General features: G+C 36.4%; 22 protein-coding genes and 11 tRNA genes. 30 read left to right on the top strand and 3 right to left on the bottom strand.

Going from position 1 to position 24,509, the window contains the following annotated elements:
- Positions 1–66 precede the first annotated feature (66 nt).
- On the top strand, positions 67–957 hold the full coding sequence (locus LLS04_RS02315) for a LysR family transcriptional regulator (RefSeq protein ID WP_323611703.1): 891 nt from the start codon (positions 67–69) through the stop codon (positions 955–957).
- 35 nt (positions 958–992) lie between these two features.
- Here LLS04_RS02315 and LLS04_RS02310 read toward each other — a convergent pair.
- Positions 993–1,070: transfer RNA gene (locus tag LLS04_RS02310), tRNA-His, on the bottom strand.
- 404 nt (positions 1,071–1,474) lie between these two features.
- A tRNA-His gene (locus LLS04_RS02305) sits at positions 1,475–1,552 on the bottom strand.
- 110 nt (positions 1,553–1,662) lie between these two features.
- On the opposite strand from LLS04_RS02305, the gene LLS04_RS02300 reads away from it, so the two are divergent.
- From LLS04_RS02300 to LLS04_RS02270, 7 genes are all read left to right on the top strand, one after another.
- The gene (locus LLS04_RS02300) at positions 1,663–2,514 is read left to right on the top strand and encodes a DegV family protein (protein WP_323611702.1); all 852 of its coding nucleotides are present in this window, start codon (positions 1,663–1,665) and stop codon (positions 2,512–2,514) included.
- A gap of 15 nt (positions 2,515–2,529) precedes the next feature.
- The gene (gene argS, locus LLS04_RS02295) at positions 2,530–4,170 is read left to right on the top strand and encodes an arginine--tRNA ligase (RefSeq protein WP_323611701.1); all 1,641 of its coding nucleotides are present in this window, start codon (positions 2,530–2,532) and stop codon (positions 4,168–4,170) included.
- 56 nt (positions 4,171–4,226) lie between these two features.
- A complete protein-coding gene (locus LLS04_RS02290) occupies positions 4,227–4,598 on the top strand; it encodes a GntR family transcriptional regulator (protein ID WP_013853387.1) in 372 nt (123 codons plus the stop codon).
- Positions 4,591–5,295, top strand: a complete 705-nt coding sequence (locus LLS04_RS02285) for an ABC transporter ATP-binding protein (protein ID WP_003774517.1) — start codon at positions 4,591–4,593, stop codon at positions 5,293–5,295. Before LLS04_RS02290 ends, LLS04_RS02285 begins: the two co-directional genes overlap by 8 nt.
- Entirely contained in the window at positions 5,289–6,083 is a 795-nt protein-coding gene (locus tag LLS04_RS02280; protein ID WP_323611697.1) for a hypothetical protein, read from the top strand. The genes LLS04_RS02285 and LLS04_RS02280 overlap by 7 nt, the downstream gene beginning before the upstream one ends.
- Before the next feature lie 131 nt (positions 6,084–6,214).
- Positions 6,215–6,865 carry a hypothetical protein gene (locus tag LLS04_RS02275; protein ID WP_323611696.1) on the top strand — a complete coding sequence of 217 codons (651 nt, stop codon included), beginning with the start codon at positions 6,215–6,217 and terminating at the stop codon, positions 6,863–6,865.
- On the top strand, positions 6,828–8,660 hold the full coding sequence (locus LLS04_RS02270) for an LCP family protein (RefSeq protein ID WP_323611694.1): 1,833 nt from the start codon (positions 6,828–6,830) through the stop codon (positions 8,658–8,660). Before LLS04_RS02275 ends, LLS04_RS02270 begins: the two co-directional genes overlap by 38 nt.
- 54 nt (positions 8,661–8,714) lie before the next feature.
- Here LLS04_RS02270 and yfcE read toward each other — a convergent pair whose 3' ends face one another.
- The gene (gene yfcE / locus LLS04_RS02265; protein ID WP_323611692.1) at positions 8,715–9,260 is read right to left on the bottom strand and encodes a phosphodiesterase; all 546 of its coding nucleotides are present in this window, start codon (positions 9,258–9,260) and stop codon (positions 8,715–8,717) included.
- 125 nt (positions 9,261–9,385) lie between these two features.
- Between yfcE and LLS04_RS02260 the strand changes: the two genes are divergently transcribed.
- The 22 genes from LLS04_RS02260 to LLS04_RS02155 all read left to right on the top strand — a co-directional run bounded on the left by LLS04_RS02260 (position 9,386) and on the right by LLS04_RS02155 (position 24,210).
- Positions 9,386–10,096, top strand: coding sequence for a hypothetical protein (locus LLS04_RS02260; protein WP_323611691.1), 711 nt, complete (start codon positions 9,386–9,388; stop codon positions 10,094–10,096).
- Positions 10,068–12,182, top strand: a complete 2,115-nt coding sequence (locus LLS04_RS02255) for an LCP family glycopolymer transferase (protein ID WP_323611690.1) — start codon at positions 10,068–10,070, stop codon at positions 12,180–12,182. Before LLS04_RS02260 ends, LLS04_RS02255 begins: the two co-directional genes overlap by 29 nt.
- 145 nt (positions 12,183–12,327) lie before the next feature.
- Positions 12,328–13,206 (top strand): diacylglycerol/lipid kinase family protein, encoded by an 879-nt coding sequence (locus tag LLS04_RS02250; protein ID WP_323611689.1) that lies wholly within the window; start codon positions 12,328–12,330, stop codon positions 13,204–13,206.
- A gap of 65 nt (positions 13,207–13,271) precedes the next feature.
- Entirely contained in the window at positions 13,272–13,580 is a 309-nt protein-coding gene (trxA, locus tag LLS04_RS02245; RefSeq protein WP_125163760.1) for a thioredoxin, read from the top strand.
- A 161-nt stretch (positions 13,581–13,741) separates the two neighbouring features.
- Positions 13,742–14,275: a helix-turn-helix domain-containing protein gene (locus tag LLS04_RS02240; protein WP_123171008.1), complete on the top strand. Its 534-nt coding sequence runs from the start codon at positions 13,742–13,744 to the stop codon at positions 14,273–14,275.
- An 11-nt stretch (positions 14,276–14,286) separates the two neighbouring features.
- Positions 14,287–15,330, top strand: coding sequence for a spermidine/putrescine ABC transporter ATP-binding protein (gene potA, locus LLS04_RS02235; protein WP_323611688.1), 1,044 nt, complete (start codon positions 14,287–14,289; stop codon positions 15,328–15,330).
- A complete protein-coding gene (locus tag LLS04_RS02230) occupies positions 15,330–16,175 on the top strand; it encodes an ABC transporter permease (protein WP_123171010.1) in 846 nt (281 codons plus the stop codon). The genes potA and LLS04_RS02230 overlap by 1 nt, the downstream gene beginning before the upstream one ends.
- Complete coding sequence (locus LLS04_RS02225) at positions 16,175–16,975, top strand: ABC transporter permease (protein ID WP_323611687.1); 801 nt, start codon at positions 16,175–16,177, stop codon at positions 16,973–16,975. Before LLS04_RS02230 ends, LLS04_RS02225 begins: the two co-directional genes overlap by 1 nt.
- A complete protein-coding gene (locus tag LLS04_RS02220) occupies positions 16,972–18,021 on the top strand; it encodes an ABC transporter substrate-binding protein (protein WP_323611686.1) in 1,050 nt (349 codons plus the stop codon). Before LLS04_RS02225 ends, LLS04_RS02220 begins: the two co-directional genes overlap by 4 nt.
- Positions 18,022–18,222: 201 nt before the next feature.
- Positions 18,223–18,296: transfer RNA gene (locus LLS04_RS02215), tRNA-Cys, on the top strand.
- Between the two features lie 5 nt (positions 18,297–18,301).
- Positions 18,302–18,388: transfer RNA gene (locus tag LLS04_RS02210), tRNA-Leu, on the top strand.
- 40 nt (positions 18,389–18,428) lie between these two features.
- A tRNA-Arg gene (locus LLS04_RS02205) sits at positions 18,429–18,505 on the top strand.
- Positions 18,506–18,510: 5 nt separating this feature from the next.
- Positions 18,511–18,587 (top strand) — tRNA-Pro (locus LLS04_RS02200).
- A 28-nt stretch (positions 18,588–18,615) separates the two neighbouring features.
- Positions 18,616–18,692: transfer RNA gene (locus LLS04_RS02195), tRNA-Met, on the top strand.
- Between the two features lie 33 nt (positions 18,693–18,725).
- Positions 18,726–18,802 (top strand) — tRNA-Ile (locus LLS04_RS02190).
- A 55-nt stretch (positions 18,803–18,857) separates the two neighbouring features.
- Positions 18,858–18,946: transfer RNA gene (locus LLS04_RS02185), tRNA-Ser, on the top strand.
- Between the two features lie 70 nt (positions 18,947–19,016).
- Positions 19,017–19,093 (top strand) — tRNA-Met (locus LLS04_RS02180).
- 2 nt (positions 19,094–19,095) lie between these two features.
- Positions 19,096–19,171: transfer RNA gene (locus tag LLS04_RS02175), tRNA-Phe, on the top strand.
- A 216-nt stretch (positions 19,172–19,387) separates the two neighbouring features.
- A complete protein-coding gene (locus LLS04_RS02170) occupies positions 19,388–20,044 on the top strand; it encodes a response regulator transcription factor (protein ID WP_323611685.1) in 657 nt (218 codons plus the stop codon).
- Positions 20,031–20,990: a sensor histidine kinase gene (locus LLS04_RS02165; protein WP_323611684.1), complete on the top strand. Its 960-nt coding sequence runs from the start codon at positions 20,031–20,033 to the stop codon at positions 20,988–20,990. The genes LLS04_RS02170 and LLS04_RS02165 overlap by 14 nt, the downstream gene beginning before the upstream one ends.
- Before the next feature lie 56 nt (positions 20,991–21,046).
- Positions 21,047–21,727, top strand: coding sequence for an ABC transporter ATP-binding protein (locus LLS04_RS02160; RefSeq protein ID WP_323611682.1), 681 nt, complete (start codon positions 21,047–21,049; stop codon positions 21,725–21,727).
- Positions 21,724–24,210: an ABC transporter permease gene (locus LLS04_RS02155; protein ID WP_323611681.1), complete on the top strand. Its 2,487-nt coding sequence runs from the start codon at positions 21,724–21,726 to the stop codon at positions 24,208–24,210. Before LLS04_RS02160 ends, LLS04_RS02155 begins: the two co-directional genes overlap by 4 nt.
- Positions 24,211–24,509: the final 299 nt, after the last annotated feature.

Here is a 24,509-nt window from a genome sequence, read left to right as displayed (position 1 = left end):
AAGTTCTAGAATAAGAATATTTAATAGAATTTATAAAACGGATAAATAAAATTAATAGGAGCGCTTATGAATCTTAGACATTTTCAGACATTTGTTAAGGTAGTGGAGAAAGAAAGTTTTAGTAAAGCAGCAGATGCACTTGGCTATACTCAAGCTGCTGTGACCATTCAAATCCAACAACTTGAGGAAGAACTTCAAACTAAACTTTTTGATCGTATGAATCGCAAAATTCATTTAACTGAAGAAGGCGAAGCATTTATCTTCTATGCGAATGAAGTTTTAAGAACGGTAGAAGAAGCACGCATTTTTAATCAATCCACTAAAAAAGAACATGGAACTATACGGATTGGTACAGTAGGGTCATTAGGGTCAAGTGTTTTTCCAGAACTTATCTACAATTTCCATCTCGAACATCCTAATGTGGAAATCAAAGTTATCATAGGGAAGACGGAAGAACTTCTTGGGATGGTTCGCCGCAATGAAATCGACATTCTCTTTACGTTGGACTACCAAATATACGGTGCGGATATGGTAAAAGTATTTGAGAAAGAAGAAAGCATACTTTTTGTTAGTGCAGATAACTCTATAAGCAGTACAAAAACATACAATTTAGAAGAATTTACGGACGCTCCTTTCTTATTAACAGAACAAGGGGAAGCTTATCGATATGAACTCGAGCGAAGTCTTGCGAAACGTCGCGTAAATTTAAATGCAATCCTAGAGGTTGGGGACACGGAAATCATCATTGCGGTATTAAAAAAAGGCCTTGGCCTATCTTTTCTACCAGAATTCTCGGTTAAAGAGGAATTGGAGCAGCGAATACTAAAAGAAGTAAGTGTTGATATTCCCCCTGTCTCAATGTACGCTCAGGTTCTTTATCACGAAAAAAAATTCCTGACGACCCATATGAAGGCCTTTATCCAGGAAATTGATCAAACCTATATACATAAACAATAAAAAACCCACTCCTAAGAGTGGGTGTTATTTCAATATGGGGCGACCGACGGGACTCGAACCCGCGCAATGCCGGTACCACAAACCGGTGTGTTAACCAACTTCACCACGATCGCCATATCCTTGTCAATTATAACCATAAAATTAAATCTTGTAAAGAGTTGAATGTCAAAAAATGCAAGAATTTATAGTGTTTGGCTTGAATGTGATTGAGGTTCATCATTTTTGGTGTTTTCTTAAGAAAAGATTGTTATAAAAACAAGTATTTTGAAATAAACATTAGAATTCTAGATGAAAATTTGTCGTTTTAGCAAACTATCTTGCTATTTTCGTTAAATGAAAATGACTTTGTAGAACTATCCTTATAGAATGTATGTGTACGTGCGTAAGGATACTAAGAAATGCGTTCGTATCGATGAGTCAAAAGGATTCATTATAGTTCATTTTAAGTCTTGATGACGTGGTAGATTTAGCTCTATAAACAAATAAAAACCCACATAAAGTGGGTGTTATTTCAATATGGGGCGACCGACGGGACTCGAACCCGCGCAATGCCGGTACCACAAACCGGTGTGTTAACCAACTTCACCACGATCGCCATTGCTAGACCATTATAGCGTTTAAAAAAACGTTTGTAAAGGCGCACATCAAAATATAGTGAATTATATAAGAAATATGATATAGTAATCATACTAATGGAGGACATTTATGATGAAAATTGCTGTTATCACAGACTCATCGGCAGGTGTTTCAAAGCAGGAAGCAATTGATCATGAGATTATCGTAGCACGTATGCCTTTAACAATAGATGGAAAAGCATATATGGAAGAAGAAGGTATCTCTCGTGAACAATTAATTCAGGCGATGAAAAACGGATCATCTGTTTCAACATCGCAACCACCTTTAGGTAGGTTGATTGAATTGTTTGATGACGTTTTAAAAACATATGACCATATAATCTTTTTACCAATTTCAAGTAAGCTCAGTGGAACGTATCAAACTGCATGCGGACTTGCTCAAGATTATGATGGACGCGTAACGGTAATTGATTCTAAATTTGTCAGTTGCCCATTGTTTTTATTAAGTCTTGAAGTTAAGGAAATGATAAGGCGGGGTATGGAGCCCGATGCAATAAGGACGCTCATTGAAAATGAAGCAGATATGTATGCATCATTAATCCCCGAGAATATTATCTACCTTAAGCGTGGAGGTCGTATTACGCCAGCTGCTGCAGCCATTGCGAATTTACTTAAAATCGTACCGGTACTCAAAGTATCAAATGGTGAAATTGACTTGGCAGAGAAAGTAAGGACCTACAAAAAAGCAGTTCGTGTTGGTTTTGATCACAGTGTTGTAGATCGAAACAAAGATGATTATGAATGGATTGTTTTAGATGGTGGTTGTGAAGAAAAAATATACAATGCTGTCGTTAAAGATTTAGAAAAACACTTTGGGGTTGAGGTCATAAAACGTCCTTTATATCCTATTGTACTTGCTCATACAGGACCAGGCAGCATCGCGATTGCTTGGCGCAAAAAACTAATTAAAGATAAAATATAGAGAAGGAGCTTTAATATGAATAAAATTGAAACAAAACTAGTTGGACACATCGAAGATATTATTCTTGATGCGTTTGGAATTGAAAAAGAAGACGGACTTGTAATGTTAGAAATCCCTAATAATCCAGAAATGGGAGATTACTCCACAAACATCGCAATGCGTCTTACAAAACGTGTTGGGAAAAACCCACGCGAAATCGCTGGCGTTATTGTTGAAAAATTAGAAGACAACGAAATGGTTGAGTCCATTAGTGTTGCGGGACCTGGATTTATTAACTTTGTAATGAAACCTGCTGTATTAGGTAGTGTTGTTAATGATGTTATTGAAGCAGGTAAAGATTATGGTCGTTCAAATGCTGGAGAAGGAATCCGATTATTGAATGAATATGTATCGGCTAACCCTACAGGACAACTTCATGTTGGTCACGCACGTGGTGCAGCATGGGGAGATTCCCTTTCACGTATTATGTCTTTTGCAGGATATGATGTACTTCGTGAGTACTATATTAATGACCTTGGAAATCAAATTTTAATGTTAAGTCATTCACTTTACGCCCGTTATATACAAGCCTTTGGTATGGAAGCACCTTTACCTGAAGATGGATATCATGGACCGGATATTATTGAAATCGCAAATGATGTTAAAGAAGCTGAAGGGGATAAATGGTTAAGCGCACCTGAAGAAGAGTGGGCACCTTATTTCAAAGAACTGGGTATTAAATTAGAATTAGAACGTATTAAAGAAGATTTAAACACATTTGGTGTTGAAATGGATTCATGGGTTAGTGAAAAATGGCTCTATGATGACGGACGTGTCGAAGAATCTTTAGAAGCACTTAAAGCGAAAGGTGTAACGTTTGAAGAAGATGGAGCTCTATGGCTTCGTTCAACAGATTTCGGTGATGATAAAGACCGTGTTCTAATTAAGAGTGACGGATCATATACTTACCTTGTACCCGATATTGCTAACCATATCTATAAACTTGAACGAGGTTATACACATTTACTTAACTTATGGGGTGGTGACCACCATGGTTATATTGTACGTATGCAAGCAGCTCTTGAAGCACTTGGACATCCAAATGTTCTTGATGTTGATATCATTCAAATGGTTCGTCTTGTGGACGAAGGCGTTGAAGTTAAGATGTCAAAACGTACAGGGAATGCATTGGGTCTCGTAGAACTTGTTGATGATATTGGTGTGGATGCAACACGATATTTCTTTGTAAGTCGTGCACTTGCAACACCACTTGATTTTGACCTTGGTTTAGCTCGTAAAAAATCAAACGATAATCCAGTGTTCTATGTACAATATGCACATGCTCGTATTTGTTCGATTTTACGTCAAGCTGGGGAAGTACCTCATGTCGATGTAATTGATCAACTTACAAACCCTAAAGAAATTGCATTATTAAAAGAAATTAATGAATTTAGTTCTGTTGTTGCAGATGCTGCGAAAAAACGTGAAGTTCATAAAATCGCAAATTATGTTCAAGATCTTGCATCATCATTCCACAGTTTCTATGGTGAAGTAAAAGTTATGGATCCAAGTAATCCAGAACTTCAAGCACAACGTTTGAACCTACTTGTAGCGGTAAAAATTACCCTAAGTAATGCATTGAACTTAATCGGTGTAAATGCACCGGAACAAATGTAATTCTTGTACATTTTGTTGTTCTATTGTATTATTGAAGTGTTACAGGGGGTGATGGTATGTCACTAAAAAATAGTTCCGTAGCCATTTACCGACAAATCATAGAGTATTTTGAATTGGAAATTGCCTCGGGTCGACTTAATGCAGGGGATCGCATTGAGTCCATCCGGGCACTTGCTTTATTCTTTAAAGTAAATCCGAATACGGTTCAAAAAGCGCTCAATGAGCTCGAGCGAGATGGTTTAATTGAAACAGATCGCACAAACGGTAAATTTGTTACAGATAAAAAAGATATAATTAAGAAGTTACGAAGTGAATTGGGACGTCGTTACAGTGTTGTGTTTGTTGAGAAGACGAAGACGCTCGGTCTTGACCTTGAAGAAACATTAAGCCTTCTTAAACATGAATGGGAGGTTGGGAAAGATGAATAATGAAAATGGTTTAGTTATTTCACATTTAAATAAACATTATGGTAAGAATCAAGTTCTTAAAAATATTAACTTAAATCTGGATTCAGGTAAGATTATTGGTCTTTGTGGACCAAACGGTGCCGGAAAAACAACGTTAATTAAAACAATTGTAGGTCTTTTACGTGATTATCATGGCGATATTCAAGTATGTGGATATCCAGTAGGTTCTGATTCAAAGGCTTTGGTTTCTTACCTTCCTGATGTGGAATACTTAGCACCCAATCTTACAGGTTTAAAAGCTGCAAGACTTTATAGTGATATGTACGCTGACTTCGATATGGGCGTCTTAGAAGATTTATTTCTAAAGATGAAATTAGATGGAAGTATGCCTGTTTCAAAAATGTCTAAAGGAATGCGTGAGAAATTTCAGCTCGCTTTATGTTTATCACGTAAAGCTCGTATCTATATATTTGATGAACCGATTGCAGGAGTTGATCCAGCATCGCGAGATTCAATTATTGAAACGATTTTAAGCAATTATACTCAAGATGCACTTCTTATCATTTCAACACACTTAATTCAAGATATTGAAGGTGTATTGGATGAAGTGGTCTTCATTAAAGATGGTGCGATTCTCATGCACGAAAATTGTGATGATTTACGTGAAGCACGTGGTCAAACAATTGATGAAATCTTTAGGGAGGAATTCAAATGGTAGGAAAACTATTTAAAAATGATCTTGTTGATTCTTATAAAGCCTATGCACCCGTTGTGGGAATGATGATTGCAGGATGTGTCCTTACAATCCTAATGATTCAATTAGCGATTAATGATCGTTTTGGAATCTTTGGAACATTTCTTGCCTTAGCGCTCTTTGCTTTGGTTGTGATTGTGACAGTTATGTCGGTACGTGCTAACATTTACGTACTCTATACGAGTATCTATCATAAAAACGGATACAGACTCTTTACCTTACCGGTGAAGACTTGGCAAATCCTTGTTTCAAAATTATTGGTTGCATTCTTCTGGTCAGCGATCATGGGGTTATTACTTATTTTATCCCTATTCATCATTACCTTTACAACTACAGGAAGTATCGCAATCTATGGACAAGCAATTCAGGAAATATCTCAATACTTCGCTCAATATTTTGAGTCAAGCGTCGCATTTTTTGCGGTTATTGACAATCTCTTAAACTTTGCGCTGAGTTCTCTTGTGATTCTGTTTGCAGGTGCAGTGGCTCACTCAAGTTATTTCCAAAATAATCGTGGCTTGGTTGCTGTGGGGATTGCGGTTCTTATTGCAATTATCCTTGGTCAAATTGGAGCATATGTAGATACATCATTTGGAAGTGTATTATTACGCTATGATTCCTATGCATTCTTGCAAGGTGGAAGTATACCAGTGGGTGAACTTGCCCTTGTTGTCCTTTATCAAATTCTTGTTTGTGGTTTCTTAACGTATGGAACACTTTGGTTCTGGAATCATAAATTAGAAGTTATGTAATCAATCTTAAAAGCCTGATGATTCAATCAGGTTTTTTTTCGGAAAACATGTGATAATGCGTGAACTTTTGTGATTTATTGACTTTGTATAGGTTTCGCATTATTGTAATCAAGGTAAAGGAATGTGTAATTATGGAAAAAAATAATAAATTATTACTGATTCTTGTTTTTGTATTATCAATTGGAACACTCAGTGTGGGTGGTTTTTTTGCGCTTCAAGCGTGGCAAAGCCATCAAACGACACTTACAAAAGCAACGATATCAAATCACAGTCAATACAGTCTGCGTAACAATGCGACCGCATACCAAAAAGAAGTTTATGAAGAACTTGCTTCGGTTGAATCAGGTTCGGATGCAATGATTTCTGAATTAATTTCAAAGAATTTTATTGCGGACTTTTATACGTGGACAAATAAAGTTCGAATGAATGATGTTGGAGGCATCCAATTTCTTCATCCAGATATTAAAGTTTGGGTATACGATCAAGCGTTAGATCGATTCTATAATGATATGCGTGTTTATATCGAACGTGAACAAGTTGATCAAACACTTGAAGTAAGCGGCGTTGATGTTACTTCGACGAAGACTAAATTCTTACTTAATGATCAAGAAGTGCCCGCGTATCAAGTCCATGCGACATGGACTTATAAAGAATCAACAGTGCTCGATACTAAGAATTATCAACATGAAGCACAGATCACGGTCGTTAAACAGAACGACACCTATTCAATTGTGGAGGTAGCAAATGGAACTCAAACTTCAACCGAAACAAAACCAGCATAAAGGTAATCGTACTGTAGGAACGTTACTTCTTGTGCTCTCAAATATTTTGCCACTGGGACTTATTATCTTCTTAGGACGATTCGCATCCATTCACGGACGCTATTTCGCGATGGGTATTTTAAGTGTTGTGGTATTTATCCTAATTCTAAATATTTTATATATACTGGGTTATTTAAAAACATACAAGGTGTTCAGATTTTTCTTTTTAACACTAGCTGTATTATGGCTTGTAGTTGGAACGGTTGGGTCGTTTTATGCAATTAAGACCAATGCCATCACAAATGCCATTCTTAATAAAAATGAAGTACGTGAATTTAGTGTCGTGAGTTTTAGTGGTGATGACGTGCTTGATGGTAAAACCGTGGCGTATGCCCCCATGAATGAACCCGAAGTAGAAACTTCTATTAAGAAAAAAATTGCAGACAAGGCTGAAAACGTCGTGTTTGAGAAATATGATAATTATCGTGATTTATTGTCAGCAGTAAGTGAAAAGAAAATTGATGTTGCGGTATTACCCCTTAACTACCACACATTAACTCAAGAATTACCCGATGGATCAAATCCTTTCGCTCAATCAAAAGAGTTATTTACGTTTTCTACTTCGTTAACGAAACAATCGAATACCGATGTGGATGTCATTAAAGAACCCTTTACAATGTTGATGTTAGGATTAAATGATGATCTTGCGGATTCGATTATTCTTGCTTCGTTTAATCCTGAGACTTTAAAAGTTACGATGACAAGCATCGCTCGGGATTCTTATGTACCCATTGCATGTTATCCAAACGAGTCTTACGATAAGATAAACCATTCCCACGGCATCAGTTCACAATGTATGGTGGATACGATTGAAAACTATCTCGGTGTTAAGGTCGATTTTGTCTTCGAGACGGATTTTTATGCCCTTGAAAATATGGTCGATGCAATTGGTGGTCTTGAAATTGAAAGTCCTACGACCTTTGCGGGTTCATTCCCACTTGAGAAGCAATATGATGATTATGGTGAACCGATTATGGAAGGTGTTACGATTCCAAAAGGGAAAAATCTTCTCAATGGAAAGCAGGTTGTAACCTTTGCACGTGAGCGTCGTATTGAAAATATGTCAAATGGTGATTTCGACCGCCAAGTGAATCAACAATATGTCATTAAAGAAATGGCAAATAAGATTTTAGCAACCCGTAATCCGAATACGATTTTAAATGTTTTAGATTCAGCAAAGAAAAACATTACCATGACGCTTCCGCTTGAGACAATCTCCAAACTTATGGGTTATGCCCTTCAAAGTATTGACCGCTCGCCTGTAGATCCGATGTCTACATTTAGAGTCGTGCAAACGCAAATCGCTGGAGAAGGTACGATTATCAATGGTGTTTGGTATGCCAAGCCTTTTGAAAATCAGTACTTGCAAGCAAAGAAAGTCATTCTTGATAACCTTAAATCGGATGCAGACTTACGAAATGAGTATGACTTTACGTTTACTTATGGTAATCCATATCAAACGGATTTAATATCTTCAGAAAACTCTGAAGACACAGGCCCACTCTTGACGGTTCTTAAACCGAGTGAGCGCAGTGCTCAAGCTGTAGATGTTTTAGATTTTAATGGTCTTTCTCAATCTGAAATTCAATCGTGGGCAGATAAAAATAATGTATCGGTTACCTTTGATGTCATTAAACAAGATTCTTCTGAGTTTAAGCATGAGTACGTAAACAATCAAGTTCTTGAACAAGATGTTAAGCCGGGATTCTATAACGAAGGTATTCATACGATTCATATTAAGATTGTGAATAAGTAAAAAGAAAACAAACGGACTGTGGTTGTTTTCTTTTTAAATCTTAATAAGTACCTATCATTTCGATTCAATCGTAGTTTGCATATATACCTTATGATCAAGTCTATAGGTTGTTAGGGTACGACCGTCTAGATATCCATACGTGTTTGGATGATTTTCTTTAGGAAGCGCAATGGATCCCGGATTATATATAATTGTCTGGTCTATTTGTTTTAAGACGGGTACATGTGTGTGTCCGGAAATAAAAAGATCCACTGCTTGACGGGGTCCTTCAAGGTCTGGCTCGAAGAGGTGGCCATGTGTCACCATTATTGTGAGTTCATTCCACTCAGTAATTGTGTAGTCTTGCATGATGGGGAATTGACACAACATCTGATCCACTTCACTGTCACAGTTTCCTCGTACCGCAATGATGGGACAATCAACTTGATTTAAGCGTTCGGAAACGGCTTTTGGATTGTAGTCTTCTAAAATTGGATTTCGGGGTCCGTGATACATAAGATCACCAACAAGTAAGAGACGATCATAAGGAAACGGTGTGTCAAGAACATCGTTTAAACGGTCGATGCTTCCGTGTATATCAGAAATAATTAATGTTTTCATGGTATCCTCCAGTCATATGTAACGAAATTATACCACCAAACATATTAAAATATGGGATTTTCCAATCGTTAATTGATAATTATGAGCGAACATTTTATGATAGAATAAATAGAGGATGTGAAAATATGAAGCAACACAGTAAAGGTCTTACCATTTTTATATTAATTCTTTCACTTACAACTTTGAGTGTGGGTGGTTTTTTTGCGTACCGTGCATACCAATCCAAAACAAGTATTGATGGTGGTACTACAAGCGAGAATAGTTTTTATTCACTTCGAAAAAATGCAACTGAATATCAAAAAGAACTTTATAAGGAACTGACTTCGAAACTTAAAGAAGATCCAAGGGATGATAAAGTGATTTCAGAGCTTATCGCTCAAAACTTCGTCGCAGATTTTTACACATGGACCAATAAGTTGCGTTTTAACGATGTAGGTGGAATGCAGTATATTCATAAAGACCTCGACTGGGTTTATGGACAAGCGCTGGATACCTTCTATAATGATATGCGCTACTACAAAGAAAAAGGAAAATTAGACCAAACACTTGAGGTTACTTCATCAACAGCAAGTGCCAAAAAAGATAAGCTAGTTTTAATTGAACAAGAAGATGAGCTGGTAACGCTTGAAGATGGAACTGTTAATACGGTTACCCACGATGTAGAGCGTACCATTCCAGTCTATCGTGTCTCGATTACGTGGAAATATAAAGACTCAGATGTTTTAAATGTTTCTGAATTCCAACAAAAAGCAGACATTTATGTAACACAAGATGAAGATGGATTGTATTCAATCATGGAGGTAGACGATGGCCAAGTCAAAGAAACAACAAACTAAAACAAAACAACGTAGACCCTCATTCATCCATCGTCCAATATTTGGTTTGTTCATTACTGTAGTCGTCAACATTATCTATATTGCATTATTATTTGTAATTGGACGTTACGTAAATTTACACAGTAAGTATTTTATGCTAGGAATTACAATCATCGTATTGTTTGTCTTAGTTCTCAATCTGTTTTTCTTGTTGGGATATGCCAAGCGAATTCGCTTTTTCCGAAAGGCTGTTGCGGTCTTTGGAATGTTTATGTTGATCATTGGATCAGTCGGCTCTTATTACACATTTAAAACGAATGCAATCGCTAATCAGATGATTAACGAAACAGGTCAGGAAAATAAAGAATTTTCCGTTATCAGTTTTAAAGAAGGCGCTAAGAAGGAAGACCTCGATCACAGTTCACTCGGCTATGTAGAGACAACGCAAGAATTTGAAGATGCGGTTAAGAAAAATGTAGCGAAAGAATCAAGAACAGTAGAGTATGTTAAGTTTAAATCATATGATGATCTGCTTATCGCGAGTTTAAATAATAAAATTCAATTCGCAGTGGTACCGAAAAACTTTAGTTCACTTTCAAAAAGACTTGAAACGGAAGACAGAAATCCAATCGAGTTTTCAAAAGCAATGTTCTCATTTAGTATTAAGAGTAAAGAAACTGTAAATGACAAAGATGTATTAAAGGAACCCTTTACGATGTTAATGATTGGGGTCAACGAAGAACTTGCTGATTCGATTATTCTTACTTCGTTTAATCCTGAAACACTTAAAATAACGATGACAAGTATTCCACGTGATTCGTATTTGCCAATTGCGTGTCAAAATAATTATCCAGATAAAATTACACATGCACGTGCTTTTAGCCGTCAATGTCTCATTGATTCAATTCAAGATTTTATGGGGGTCAATATTGATTTCTACTTTGAAACTGATTTTTATGCTCTCGTGAAAATTGTGGATACTTTAGGCGGACTTGAACTAGAGTCACCAATTGCCTTTGGTGGGTCTTTACCTAAAGAAGAAGATCCAACAGAATTCCATGAAATCTGGATTCCTGCTGGAAAACAAAAAATGGATGGTAAGCAAGTTATTACTTTTGCGCGTGAACGTTATGCCTTCACTGGTGGTGACTATGTTCGCCAAATGAACCAACAATATGTTATTAAGGAACTCGCAAATCAAATATTAAGTACACGCAATGTGAATACACTCGTAAATGTATTGGATGCTGCGAAAGATAATATTCAAATGAATATATCCATTAATGACATCACGTCTCTTATGGGTTATGCACTTCAAAACATCGAGAAATCACCGGTTTCGCCGTATCACACCTTTAGAATTGTTTCAACACAACTTCAAGGTGAGGGCGAGATTATTGATGATGGATACAGTGGAAAATATGTTTCCCATCCTTATATGCGTGATGTTCAAGTGGCACGTGATGTAATTAGCGACAACTTAAAACATGATGCGCATCTTTTAAAAGTTAAATCATTTGGATTTAAACAATCCAAACCCTATCGTTCGGCACTCTTTAATCCAAGCCAAAATGTAGATGGTCTTTACTATCCTGGTGATGTTATTCCAAAACGTCTTGATGAGACCGAAAAAGAAAATGAAACAGAGACATCTAATGTCGTGCCTGATTTGACGTCAATGTCGCGCAGCGAGATTAAGCGTTGGGCACAGAACAATGGTGTAACTGTAGTCTTCAACGATATAGATCAGAATTCAGAGTCTTATCAAGATTACTACAGTGACGGTCAGGTGATTTACCAGAGTGTTGAACCCGGTGACTATCATCAAAAACAATCCTATATTGAACTAACGATTGTGGTGAAATCAGAAATTGAAGAACCAAAAGGAATTACAATCCCTGATTTTGTAGGTGATACTGTTGCGGATGCAATCGCTTGGGCGAATGGAAATGGCTTTACCATCGAAGCAATTCCATCAGGTGACACCAGTGCAATCATTGAGTCACAAAGCATTCGCGCTGGACTTTATAATGGTGAACACCGAAATATCGTAGTGTCAGTACGAATAGAATCTGAGAAACCAGAAAACCAAAGTCCAAACGAATAGGTCTCATGCACATGAGTACCAAAATAAAAAAATAATCGATATAATACTTACGAATCGTGAGGCCTCTATGAAAGTAGAGGCTTTCATTCTTGTATTATTAGGTCATCTGTACCATAATAAACATATGTGAATTGAGGTCGAAATCATGAAACACGTATTTATCATTAATCCAACTTCAGGCGTAGGGCGTTATCGTGACGTAGAAGCATGGATTGAAAACAACTTTAAAGACAAAGAAGACAATTATGAATTGCGTTATACAGAATATCCTGATCACGCACAAAAAATTGCGGAAGAATATCATGGGAATGATGTTGTAATTTACTCAGTAGGTGGCGACGGAACGGCTCATGAAATTCTCAACGGTTTAGATTTGGATGTTCAACTCGCAATTATCCCTGTAGGTACTGGTAATGATTTCTGGCGGATGATTAACTATAACCATCCACTTGAGAAAATACTCGAGGATACGATAAACGGGTCTGTACGACATATTGACATTGGTGAAGCCAATGGTCATCGCTTTCTAAATTGTATGAATATGGGTGTCGATTCGGAAGTTAACCGTGATGTAAATGCAGTACGTAAAACATGGTTTCCTCGTAAACTAATCTATATATACTATGCGATTTACGAACTCATTCGTAAAAAACCAATCCAATGTACGGTCGAGGTAGATGGAAAGACAAGCACTTATAATGCACTTCTTATATCTGTTATGAATGGACGTTGGTATGGAAATGGATTCCAAAGTGCACCGAAAGCAATAATTGATGATGGCGTTTTAGATGTATGCATCGTAGAAGATGTCCCAGCGAAACGCTTACCTAAATTACTTCCGATGTATTATAAGGGAGAGCATCTAGATCTTGATGTCGTTACAACATTCAAAGCAAAAGAGATAAAGATTCAGTGCAATCAAACTGTCGCTTTAGGATGTGATGGTGAGGTCTTTGAATATTCAACCATTCATGCTCGTGTTCTTGATGGAAAACTGAAGCTTCGCGTTCCAAATGCTCTGTGAGCATATTAAGATACATATGAAATACTTGTGATATAATAACTAAGCAAATAGGAGGACACTATCAAATGAAAAATATAACAAAAAATGATTTTAATGAAGCCGTTAAAGATGGCGTAGTACTTATTGATTTTTATGCAAACTGGTGTGGACCATGTAAGATGATCGCTCCAATCTTGACAGAACTTTCAACAACAATGGCAGATGAAGCAACAATCTTAAAAGTTAATGTGGATGAAGAAGGCGAATTAGCTCAACGTTTCGACGTAATGTCAATTCCTACTTTAATTCTCTTTAAAGATGGAAAACCTGTAGGACGTAAGACAGGATTTTTACCAAAACCTGAACTTGAAAAATTTATTCGTTCAGCTCAATAATCTAAAAGATTAATCTCGAAAAGACCAACACTCTGTTGGTCTTTTTATTTTTACATTTTTTTTAATTAATTCGTTTGCTTTTTAGAAAGCATTATGTATAATTAGTTTGTGTTTATACTTACTAATATAAAAGTTTACCAACACTAAACAAGGGAGGAACTATGGAAATTGGAAAACGACTCAAACAGTTGCGTACAAAAAATGGTCTGACCTTAGAAGAACTTGCAAGTCGCAGTGAATTAACCAAAGGGTTTTTATCGCAACTTGAAAATGATTTAACGTCACCGTCCATCGCAACACTCAATGATATTGTGGAAGCGCTGGGGACAAATCTATCAGTCTTCTTTAAAGAAGAGTCTGCGGAACAAGTTGTCTTTACTGCGGATGATTATTTTATCGATGAACGTGAAGACTCTACCATCCATTGGATTGTGCCGAATGCGCAAAAGAATGAGATGGAGCCCATCCTTTTAGAACTTGAACCCGGTGGGGAATCTAATGAAATTTTACCGCATGAAGGGGAAGAATTTGGCTATGTACTCCAAGGTAAGGTATCATTAAGGTATGGTGATGAAACAATTACGGTTTCAAAAGGTCAAACCTTTTACATTAAAGGAAATCGTAACCATGTCTTGGTAAACGAGCATCAACAGAAAGCACGTGTTATATGGGTGTGTACACCCCCAGTATTTTAAGGAGGAAGAATATGGAAGCATTAATTCAATTTACAAATATTGTGAAGAGCTTTGAAGATCAACTTGTCTTAAAAGGCATCAACTTGGATATCTTTGAGAATGAGTTTGTGACACTACTTGGCCCTTCAGGCTGTGGAAAAACAACACTTTTAAGAATCTTAGGTGGATTTTTAGAGCAGAGTTCTGGTGAAGTCTATTTCGAAGGTATTGAGATTTCGAAATTAGCCCCTTATAAACGTGAGATTAATACAGTCTTTCAACGGTATGCACTTTTTCCACATATGGATGTTTATGACAACATTGCATTTGGTCTTCGTATCAAGAAAACCAATGAAGATATTATCAAACAAAAAGTTGAGAAGATGTTGAATCTTGTTGGCTTAAACGGTTTTGAACACCGTCCTGTCACACTCTTATCTGGTGGTCAACAACAACGTGTTGCGATTGCTCGAGCACTTGTAAATGAACCGATGGTATTGCTCCTTGATGAACCCTTAGGGGCACTAGACTTAAAAATGCGTAAAGAAATGCAGCGTGAACTTAAAGAAATCCAAGAAAATGTGGGTATTACTTTTGTTTATGTTACGCATGATCAAGAAGAAGCATTAACCATGTCAGATAAAATTGTCGTGATGAATGAAGGGGAAATCCAACAAATCGGAAAACCCATGGATATCTATAATGAACCTGAAAATCGTTTTGTCGCAACGTTCATCGGAGATTCTAATATTATCGAAGGCACGATGCTTGAAGATCGTCTTGTGGAATTTGATGGTGTTCAGTTTGAATGTGTCGATGCAGGCTTCTCTAATAATGAAGTGGTAGATATTGTAATCCGACCTGAAGATATTGATATTGTTGATGTGGAGCTTGGGAAATTAACTGGCGTTGTCCAGTCAATTCTATTTAAAGGTGTTCATTACGAGATTGTTGTTAAAACGGAACATCGTGACTTTATCATTCATACAACGGATAATTCAGAAGAAGGAAAAGAAGTCGGCATCCATTTCTTCCCTGAAGACATCCATGTTATGTACACAATGGAGTCGTATTAATGAAGAAATATAGACCACTGGTTATTCCCTATGTAGTTTGGATGTCCGTATTTATTGTCGTACCAATGCTCTTGATTGTATTTTATGCATTTACGACCGTAGGGAACCAAATGATTCCATTCCAGTTTAGTCTTATTAACTTTAAAAAATTCTTTGATCCCGTATTCCTAAAAGTACTCCTTGATTCATTCCGTATTGCTGGAATAACAACAGCAATCTGTCTTTTAGTAGGGTATCCTTTAGCTTATTTTATTTCGCGACGTTCAGAACGCATGCAAACACTTCTGATTCTATTGGTAACCATTCCAATGTGGATCAATATGCTCGTTCGTACCTACGCTTGGATTAGTATTCTTTCAGACAAGGGTCTAATAAATAGTTTTCTTGCTTTGTTTGGAATTGCACCACTTAAAATGATGAATACAGATTTTGCGGTTATCTTAGGGATGGTTTATAATTTCCTGCCTTTTATGATTATGCAAATCTATAATGTATTAGCGAAAATGGATGAGTCACTGATTGAGGCAAGTTATGACCTTGGAGCCAATCGTTTTGAAACGTTCCGTAAGATTGTCTTCCCTTTATCATTATCGGGGGTAATCTCCGGGATTACGCTTGTCTTCTTACCATCACTTTCGACCTTCGTCATTCCTCAATTCTTGGGTGGCGGAAGTTATGTCTTGATTGGTAACTTAATTGAAAATCAGTTTATCAATATTGGTGACTATAATTTCGGTAGTGCCATCTCATTAATCATGGCTGTCCTTATTATGCTCTCAATGCATTTTGCGAATAAATTCGATCGTGAATACGATGAATCAAAACCAAAAGGAGGAAAACTCTAATGAAAGAAAAAAATCGTTGGATCGGGCCATTAGGTATTATCTTGATGCTCATCTTCTTCTATGGACCAATTCTTGTCATGATGGTATTTTCCTTCAATGATTCACGCTCATTGACATCATGGTCGGGATTCTCAACAAAATGGTATGGAAAACTCTCACAGAGTAATGACATTACTGCTGCTGTTCGCACTTCACTTTTCATTGCTTTGATTACTATAGTTATCGCAACCGTAGTCGGAACGATGACTGCTATTGGCTTGAGTAAACATAAGAAAATTTTTAAGAAATCAATTTTGACCATTAATAACTTTCCTGTTCTTAATCCAGAGATTGTAACTGCAATTAGCTTCATGTTATTGTTTGCGTCAGTAAATGGACTCCAAAAGGGTTTTGGCACGATGCTTGTTGCCCATATTACCTTTTGTACTCCATATGTCATTCTTACAGTATTACCGAAGCTTAAGTCTTTGGATCCAAGTTTGGCAGATGCTGCCATGGATTTAGGGGCTACGCCCACGGTAGCGCTTCGTAAGGTCATCTTACCGCAATTAACACCTGCAATTATTTCGGGAGCTCTTATCGCATTTACAATGTCATTTGATGATTTTGTAATTTCTTACTTTGCGACTGGAAATGGTGTAAGCAACATTTCAATACTTGTTTATCAAATGTCGAAACGAATTAATCCAACCGTTAATGCCCTCTCAACAATCATTGTTGTGATTATTACCGTTGTTTTAATCATTATAAATGTATTACCAATTCTGAAACGTAGTAAAAGAAAGGTGGCTGTTTCATGAAAAAAATCTTAGTAGCATTGCTTGCATCACTTCTTGTATTAACGGGATGTGGCGCAAAAGAACCCAAAGAAGAACTCCGCGTTTATAACTGGGGAGAGTATATTGATGAATCATTGATTCCTGAATTTGAAAACAAATATAACGTTCGCGTTATTTATGAGAAATTTCTTTCAAATGAACAAATGTACAACAAACTCCAAGACGGTTCAAAATTTGATGTGATTGTTCCTTCTGACTACACAACACAACGTATGCGTGAGGAAGACATGCTTCAAAAAATAGATTACTCAAAGATTACAAACTATGAGAATATCATTCCAAGCCTTAAAGGGCGTCATATGGATCCTGATAACGAATACTCGGTTCCTTATTTCTGGGGAAATGTAGGGATTCTATATAATAAGAACACAGTAGACCGTAAAGATCTTGAAACACAAGGTTGGAATATCTTAATGAATGAAAAGTATAAGGGCAAACTGTTCTTTTATGATTCAGAACGTGATGCTTTTATGATTGCTTTAAAAGCACAAGGCTTTTCAATGAATACGACACAAGAAGACGAACTCAAAAAAGCTAATGATTGGTTAATTGAAATGAAACAAACGATGGATCCTGTTTACGGTACCGATGAAATCATTGATCAAATGATTGGTGGTGCTAAGGACATTGCTGTTATGTATTCAGGGGATGCGAATGCAATTTTACTTGAAAACCCTGATATGGACTTTTATTCCCCGTCTGAGGGCACAAACACATGGGTGGATGCAATGGTCATTCCTGTTGACGCACCCAATCCAGATCTTGCCCACAAATGGATTGATTTTATGATTTCAGAAGATGTCTCAAAACGCATCACTGAAGAAATTGGATATACAAGTCCGATTCAATCTGTGATTGATGATGTGACTGGACCTGATGGTGCATTCAATGGAATCGATTCCTATGTCACACGTACAGGTTATGATAAGGACGAAGAATTTTTCTACGACAAAGAGATGAAAGTAATTCTTTCTGATTATTGGCAAAGAATTAAAGCGACAAAATAACGAAAAAACGCATCAAAAAGGGCTAAAAAGGCCCTTTTTGTTGAATTAAAGGAACAATTAAATCTTTTTTTTAAAAAATGTATTATTTTGTATTTTAAGTGTTGCATTTCTATACTGATGATGTATAATGTAAAAGCACAGTGAGAAACGACAACAACAACAAAGACAATCGTCGAGTTAATGTGTCGCGACACAGTTAATGGTTCCTTAGCCAAGTGGTAAGGCAATAGACTGCAACTCTGTGATCATCGGTTCAAATCCGATAGGAACCTCCAGTAATGGGGATGTGGCGGAATTGGTAGACGCAACGGACTTAAAATCCGTTGAAGGTAACTTCGTATGGGTTCAAGTCCCTTCATCCCCACCATTACTTTATTGATGGAGTTCTAATTTAAATCGATGTATATGCGCCCGTAGCTCAATTGGATAGAGCACTTGATTACGGCTCAAGAGGTTATGGATTCGACTTCTGTCGGGCGCGCCAATTTTCGGGATGTAGCACAGCTTGGTAGTGCACCTGGTTTGGGACCAGGGGGTCGCAGGTTCGAATCCTGTCATCCCGACCAATTTATTATTAAAATTAAATATTCCTATGGCGGGTTAGCTCAGTTGGCTAGAGCGTCCGGTTCATACCCGGAAGGTCGCGAGTTCGAATCTCACACCCGCTACCATTTCTATTTTGAAAAGCGTAATACCGATGTAGCGGACCCTTAGCTCAGTTGGTTAGAGCTACCGGCTCATAACCGGTTGGTCGTAGGTTCGAGTCCTACAGGGTCCACCAATTTGACACTTAGGATTATCGGAATTTAATTACATTAAAATGCAAAAAACTCTATGGAGGAGTACCCAAGTGGCTGAAGGGACTGGTCTTGAAAACCAGCAGACGTGAGAGCGTGCGGGAGTTCGAATCTCCCCTCCTCCGCCATATTATTTCTTTACGAAATAAGGTTGCATTATATACCAGTTATGCTATAATGACATAGCATTAAACATATCGCGGGGTAGAGCAGACTGGTAGCTCGTCGGGCTCATAACCCGGAGGTCGTCGGTTCAAATCCGGCCCCCGCAACCAATGGCCCTGTAGCTCAGTCGGTAGAGCAACGGATTGAAGCTCCGTGTGTCGTCAGTTCGATTCTGACTGGGGCCACCATTTAAACCGATAAGACAAACCACTCATTGAGTGGTTTTTTTTTGTTCCTAAAAAGAGATCACTTTTTAAAATTGCTGAATAAGTATTTAAGATACGATTCTTAATGAAGCAACGATTTGTATGAACATAACAAACTTTTTTTAGAGGTAATACTTTTTTGAATTTCAAATTAAGAAATGCGATGGTTTATATTAGAAATAGTAGTATAATAACTATATGAAACTATTACTTGTAGAAGATGATCGAGCAATATCTCGAAGTCTAAAATATATCTTAGAAAAAGAAGGGTATCTTGTTGATGCTGTATTTTCTGTGCAAGAAGCTGAACGCTTTCTTGGATTGAATCACTACAACATTCATATTCTTGACGTTCGACTACCAGATGGCAATGGATTTGATATTTGCACTTTTATTCGGCAACATAGTGAAGCCCCAATTCTATTTCTAAGTGTTGAAAATGAAGAAGATAGCATAGTTGAAGGTCTGACTCGTGGTGGTGATGATTATATTATTAAACCTTTTAGATCAAAGGAACTTTTAGTTCGATTACAAAAGCTTTTAAAGAAACATGAAAAGCATGTATTTATAGACGGTGACATGAGTATCGATATGCAGTCAGGAATCATAAAGTTTGGTCATGAGATGGTTAATCTTTCAACTATAGAATATAGATTACTCTTATTCTTTATAAGCCATAAAAATGAAATCGTTAAACGAGAAGATCTCTACGAATTGATTTGGGACTCTATTGAATATGTGAATGATAATGCACTCTCAGCGTCCATTAAACGCTTAAGGGAGAAGTTTAATGGAGAATTAGATATAGTTACTGTTCGTGGACAAGGATACCGATACAAGCATGAAAATATTTAGAGATAAGAAAATTGCTCATCTTTTTGCACAAAGTATCATCTTAGGGGTATCTGTTGGTTTTTTATGTGCATATTTCATGGATTCATATTTTGGTATCTTAGCCGGGATCCTATGCAGCTTGATTTTGGTGTATCGCTATCTCTTGCATCGAAATAGAGAGATAGAAGAACTAACTGAGTATTTAAAACGTCTCAATGATAACAGCCACGAATATGAACTCAACACATATGAAGAAGGAGAACTATCAATTCTGCATTCAGAACTCAATAAAATAACCGTTCTTCTCAAGACAATGAATCGAAACTTAGATGCCAACAATACCTTTCTAAAGAAGTCCTTAACTGATATCTCTCATCAGCTTAAGACGCCAATTACCTCCTTACTTCTTACCAATGACATTTTACGAGATGAATCACCAGACAATGATTTCTTACTTCAAAATCAAGAACAATTGGAGCGACTTGAATCATTGATAACCTCACTTTTACTTCTAGTTCGCTTGGAATCAAATACGATTGAAATGAATAAGAAACGCGTTAATACCGATGATTTTGTAAAGAGCTTGAAACTAAATATATCATCGAAAAGTAATAAGCTCGACATTGAAACTAGAGTAGCTGCAAACACAATATATGTAGATGAAAAGTGGTTTTTAGAAGCAATCATTAATATACTTGATAATAAAGCACGATACGCCCAAAATGCAATCTTCATGTCAATTGAAGAAAATGTATTTGAAACACAGATAATGATCTCTGATGATGGTGAAGAAATTGCGACGGATCTAAGAGAAAAAGTTTTTGAGCGGTTCTTTAAAACAAATAGTGTTAACTCCAAGAGTGTTGGAGTTGGACTTGCAATATCTAAGGAAATAATCGAAAAACAAGGCGGTTCGGTTCGAATTGTTGAGAAAAATACGTTTGAAATAAGAATACCTACTAAGTGACGAACAAATCACTTATAACACTCTCATGAAAGATATAATAAAAGTGAGGTGATACTATGTCATTATTAGTGCTGGAAAATGTTTCAAAAACGTACAAGCAAGGCGATGCAGAAATTAAGGCTCTTGATAACGTCTCTGTTTCTGTGGATAGAGGAGAGTTTATCGCAATTATGGGTGCAAGTGGAAGTGGAAAGTCGACACTTCTTCATGTTATTGGAGGTGTTGATACTGTATCCACTGGTGTTATTCGATTGGATAACACCAATCTCGTAGCATTAAGTGAAGAAGCACTCACGATTTTTCGAAGACGTCATATAGGTTTAATCTATCAATTTTACAATCTGATTCCACTATTAGATGTAAAGGAAAACATTATCCTTCCTTTAGAGCTCGACAATCAAAACGTTGATGAAATCTATCTGGAAGAACTTCTAAAGTCCTTAGAACTTGTGAATCGTGTAAACCACTTACCAAGTCAATTATCCGGAGGGCAACAACAGCGTGTTTCTATAGCTAGAGCGCTCATGAATCGACCAACTCTGATTCTTGCGGATGAGCCAACGGGTAACCTAGACAAAAACACATCTAAGGAAATCATTAAAATTCTTAGAGAAACCAATGAGATGAGCGAACAAACAATCATAATGGTTACTCATGATGAAACTATTGCATCACAGGCCAAAAGAATTATTGAAATAGAAGATGGTCGCATTATTAGAGATGAGAGAATACGATGAAATCACTTCTAAAAGTTCAATATAGACACCTAAAAAAATATTGGAAGCAAACACTAATGTCATGGTTGTCCATTATTATTGTAGTGAGTCTTATGACGGCCGTGATCGCAACATTTTCAGGATTTTATAATAGTTACAAGTTATCGTCGCTTAAATACGGAGAACAATACAATGTCTATTTTCGAAATGTAAAAGATGTGGATGCATTGATTAAAAGTGGAGGAGATATTGTTAAGTATGAGTATGCATCAAAAGTTGGAGACATATCGAGGGTTGATTTTAATGCTGAACAACATAGCCCTCAAACGTTTTTACTTTATACTCTATATAACAAAGATTTTTCTTTCATCAAACAAGGTTCTCAGCAAACGCTTCTTAGTGGAAGATTGGCAGAAAACAATGAGGAAATGCACGTTTCTGAAATGATGCTTGAGGCATTGAATTTAGATGATCCTATAGGTCACAAACTTGATGTAACATGGGTAGATGGCTCAAAATCGGTCGTTACAATTGTTGGTGTTGTAGATAGACAATATACATACGACAATCAAACTAAGAGTGCTATGATGTCATATGACAATACAGTCTATGTTCAATTCGAAAATGACACAAAGAGTTTTGAGAAATCGGTTATTTCAATGATGGAGTCTAACAATCTCATTGATGAAGATGTAGTATTCAACGATTTTCGTAATGAACTACTAGGACTAAGTGACAATAAAAATATTATGTGGAAGGTTGTAGTGGTAATGGCAAGTGTGCTATTGGGATTATTTACGCTAACATCAATTTTTACACTTTATAACACGCTTAACATTAGCCTTGAAAGTAAAACAAAATCTTTAAGTCTCTTATCAACAATTGGAGCAACTAAAAAGCAGATACGAAGGTCACTGTTTTTTGAGATGTTTCTGACTACAATTCCTTGTGTGGTTATAGGATTAATGGGAGGGTCTCTTGTCTCTCAAGGAATCTTTAACATGAGTTATCCCATATTATCTAACACGTCTCTGTTTGGATACAATATTATGGAATTTGCGAAGCCAACATTAACAATGGAGCTAGTTTTAGGAATATTTATAGCCTCATTTATAGTTGTTTATATCCCGTTATTACATTCTATAAGAAATATATTTAAAGAAAGTTCTATTGAACTGATACGTGAAAACAAGCGGATAACAATCAATAAGAAAAAAGAAAAAACAAGATTCATCAAGTTGTTTTTTGGGCAAGCAGGTGTTCTGGCATATAAAAATACGGTTAGAGATCGAAGAAAATACTTGGGTCTTAAACGTTCTTTAGTTATAGGTACCGTATCCATGGTATTAGTTGCTTCTTTCTTAGCTTCTTCCCTAGATTTAGCTTCTGCCAAATTGGATTATAGTAATTATGCTATTCAAATCGAAAAACAAAATATCGATTCGAATACTTTTGAAGATATAAGAAAACAAATCGAAGAGAATGAAGACGTAAAATCAACATTTAAGGTCACAACAGAATCAGGACGGCTTGGAATTTGGCGATATAATGATGTATTTGATGAAGAATTAAAATATTTACTGAGACATAAAATAATCGTCTTAGATGATAAAGATTTCAACATATTATACCCATCAGTCAATCTTCATGAAATTGTAGTAAACGACTATTTTGAAGGCGTCATTTCAGACTATAATAGCGGAAGAATGCAGATATCTCGCCATTTAACAGACTTGCAAGTTGGTGATTTTGTACCTTTTTATACATATGATGGAACAGATGGGAAAAGTATGGAAAAATCATCTGAGTATCCCATCGGTTTAAAGGTCGACACATTTGATGGTGAATCCTCAGTGCTCAAATTTTTCTATAATGAGTCGATCATACGTAGTGAGGTATCAGTAAATTATATTGTATCGCAAACTTTGTTTGATAGAATTGAAAGTCAGAGTCCCTATCAATTTATACTTAATAGGATTTTATTGATTGATACGGAAAAAGCTGAATCAGTTGAAACAAGCTTCAATAAAACGTACCCGTTATTTTATATTAGAAACTTAGCCTCAGACTATGCACAAGATAAGAATGTTTATGAGGTGATTGTAAAAATATTATTTTCGGTGATGGGTATGATTCTATTGATGACAGTTACAATTATTCTTAACACAACGATATCTGAACAGGATAGACGCAAGGGTGAGTATGCAATCTTAGAGTCAGTGGGAATGACACGCAAGGAAATGTGTAAGATGTTATTTTTTGAATCTGTATTTACAATGGGGAGAGTGATTGTTTACTCAATTGTATTAAGCTTTGGATTATCCTATGGACTATATGCAATTGTAAGAAAAATGATTTGGATGCCTGAATTTAACTTTAGAATGGACTATCTCTTTTACGCAATTATGGGTTCTACGCTAATACTGATCACTCAAACTTTAATATCAACAAGTATGTTCAATCGAGAATCGGTTATTGAACGTTTAAAGTCTCAAAAATATTGAGAGTAGTTCTAATATTGTGACTCAGCTCCCAAAGTGATTTTTTAATAAATGATTTAACTCTTATTTGATGAATCGGTAGGCGCATCGATTCTTTTAAACTCGTTGATAGGAATCGTAGATAAACGATGTTCAGGTGGCCAACGATTTTCTTGCGCATCAATAATGAATTTGGTATCATTTTTTTATTAAAGGGGGGATTATTATAATGGTGGTATTTAACCAAGAAATGATAGCTATAAGATCAATACGGAGTGGAAAGTTTGTTTCGCCAAAGGATATTCTGGAAAGAAGTTTTTTTG

The organism is Erysipelothrix enhydrae (genome assembly GCF_035066605.1).
Lineage (GTDB): Bacteria > Bacillota_I > Bacilli_A > Erysipelotrichales > Erysipelotrichaceae > Erysipelothrix > Erysipelothrix amsterdamensis.
The sequence above is the reverse complement of the archived record's forward strand: the minus strand, read 5'-3'. Positions and strand labels throughout refer to the sequence as shown.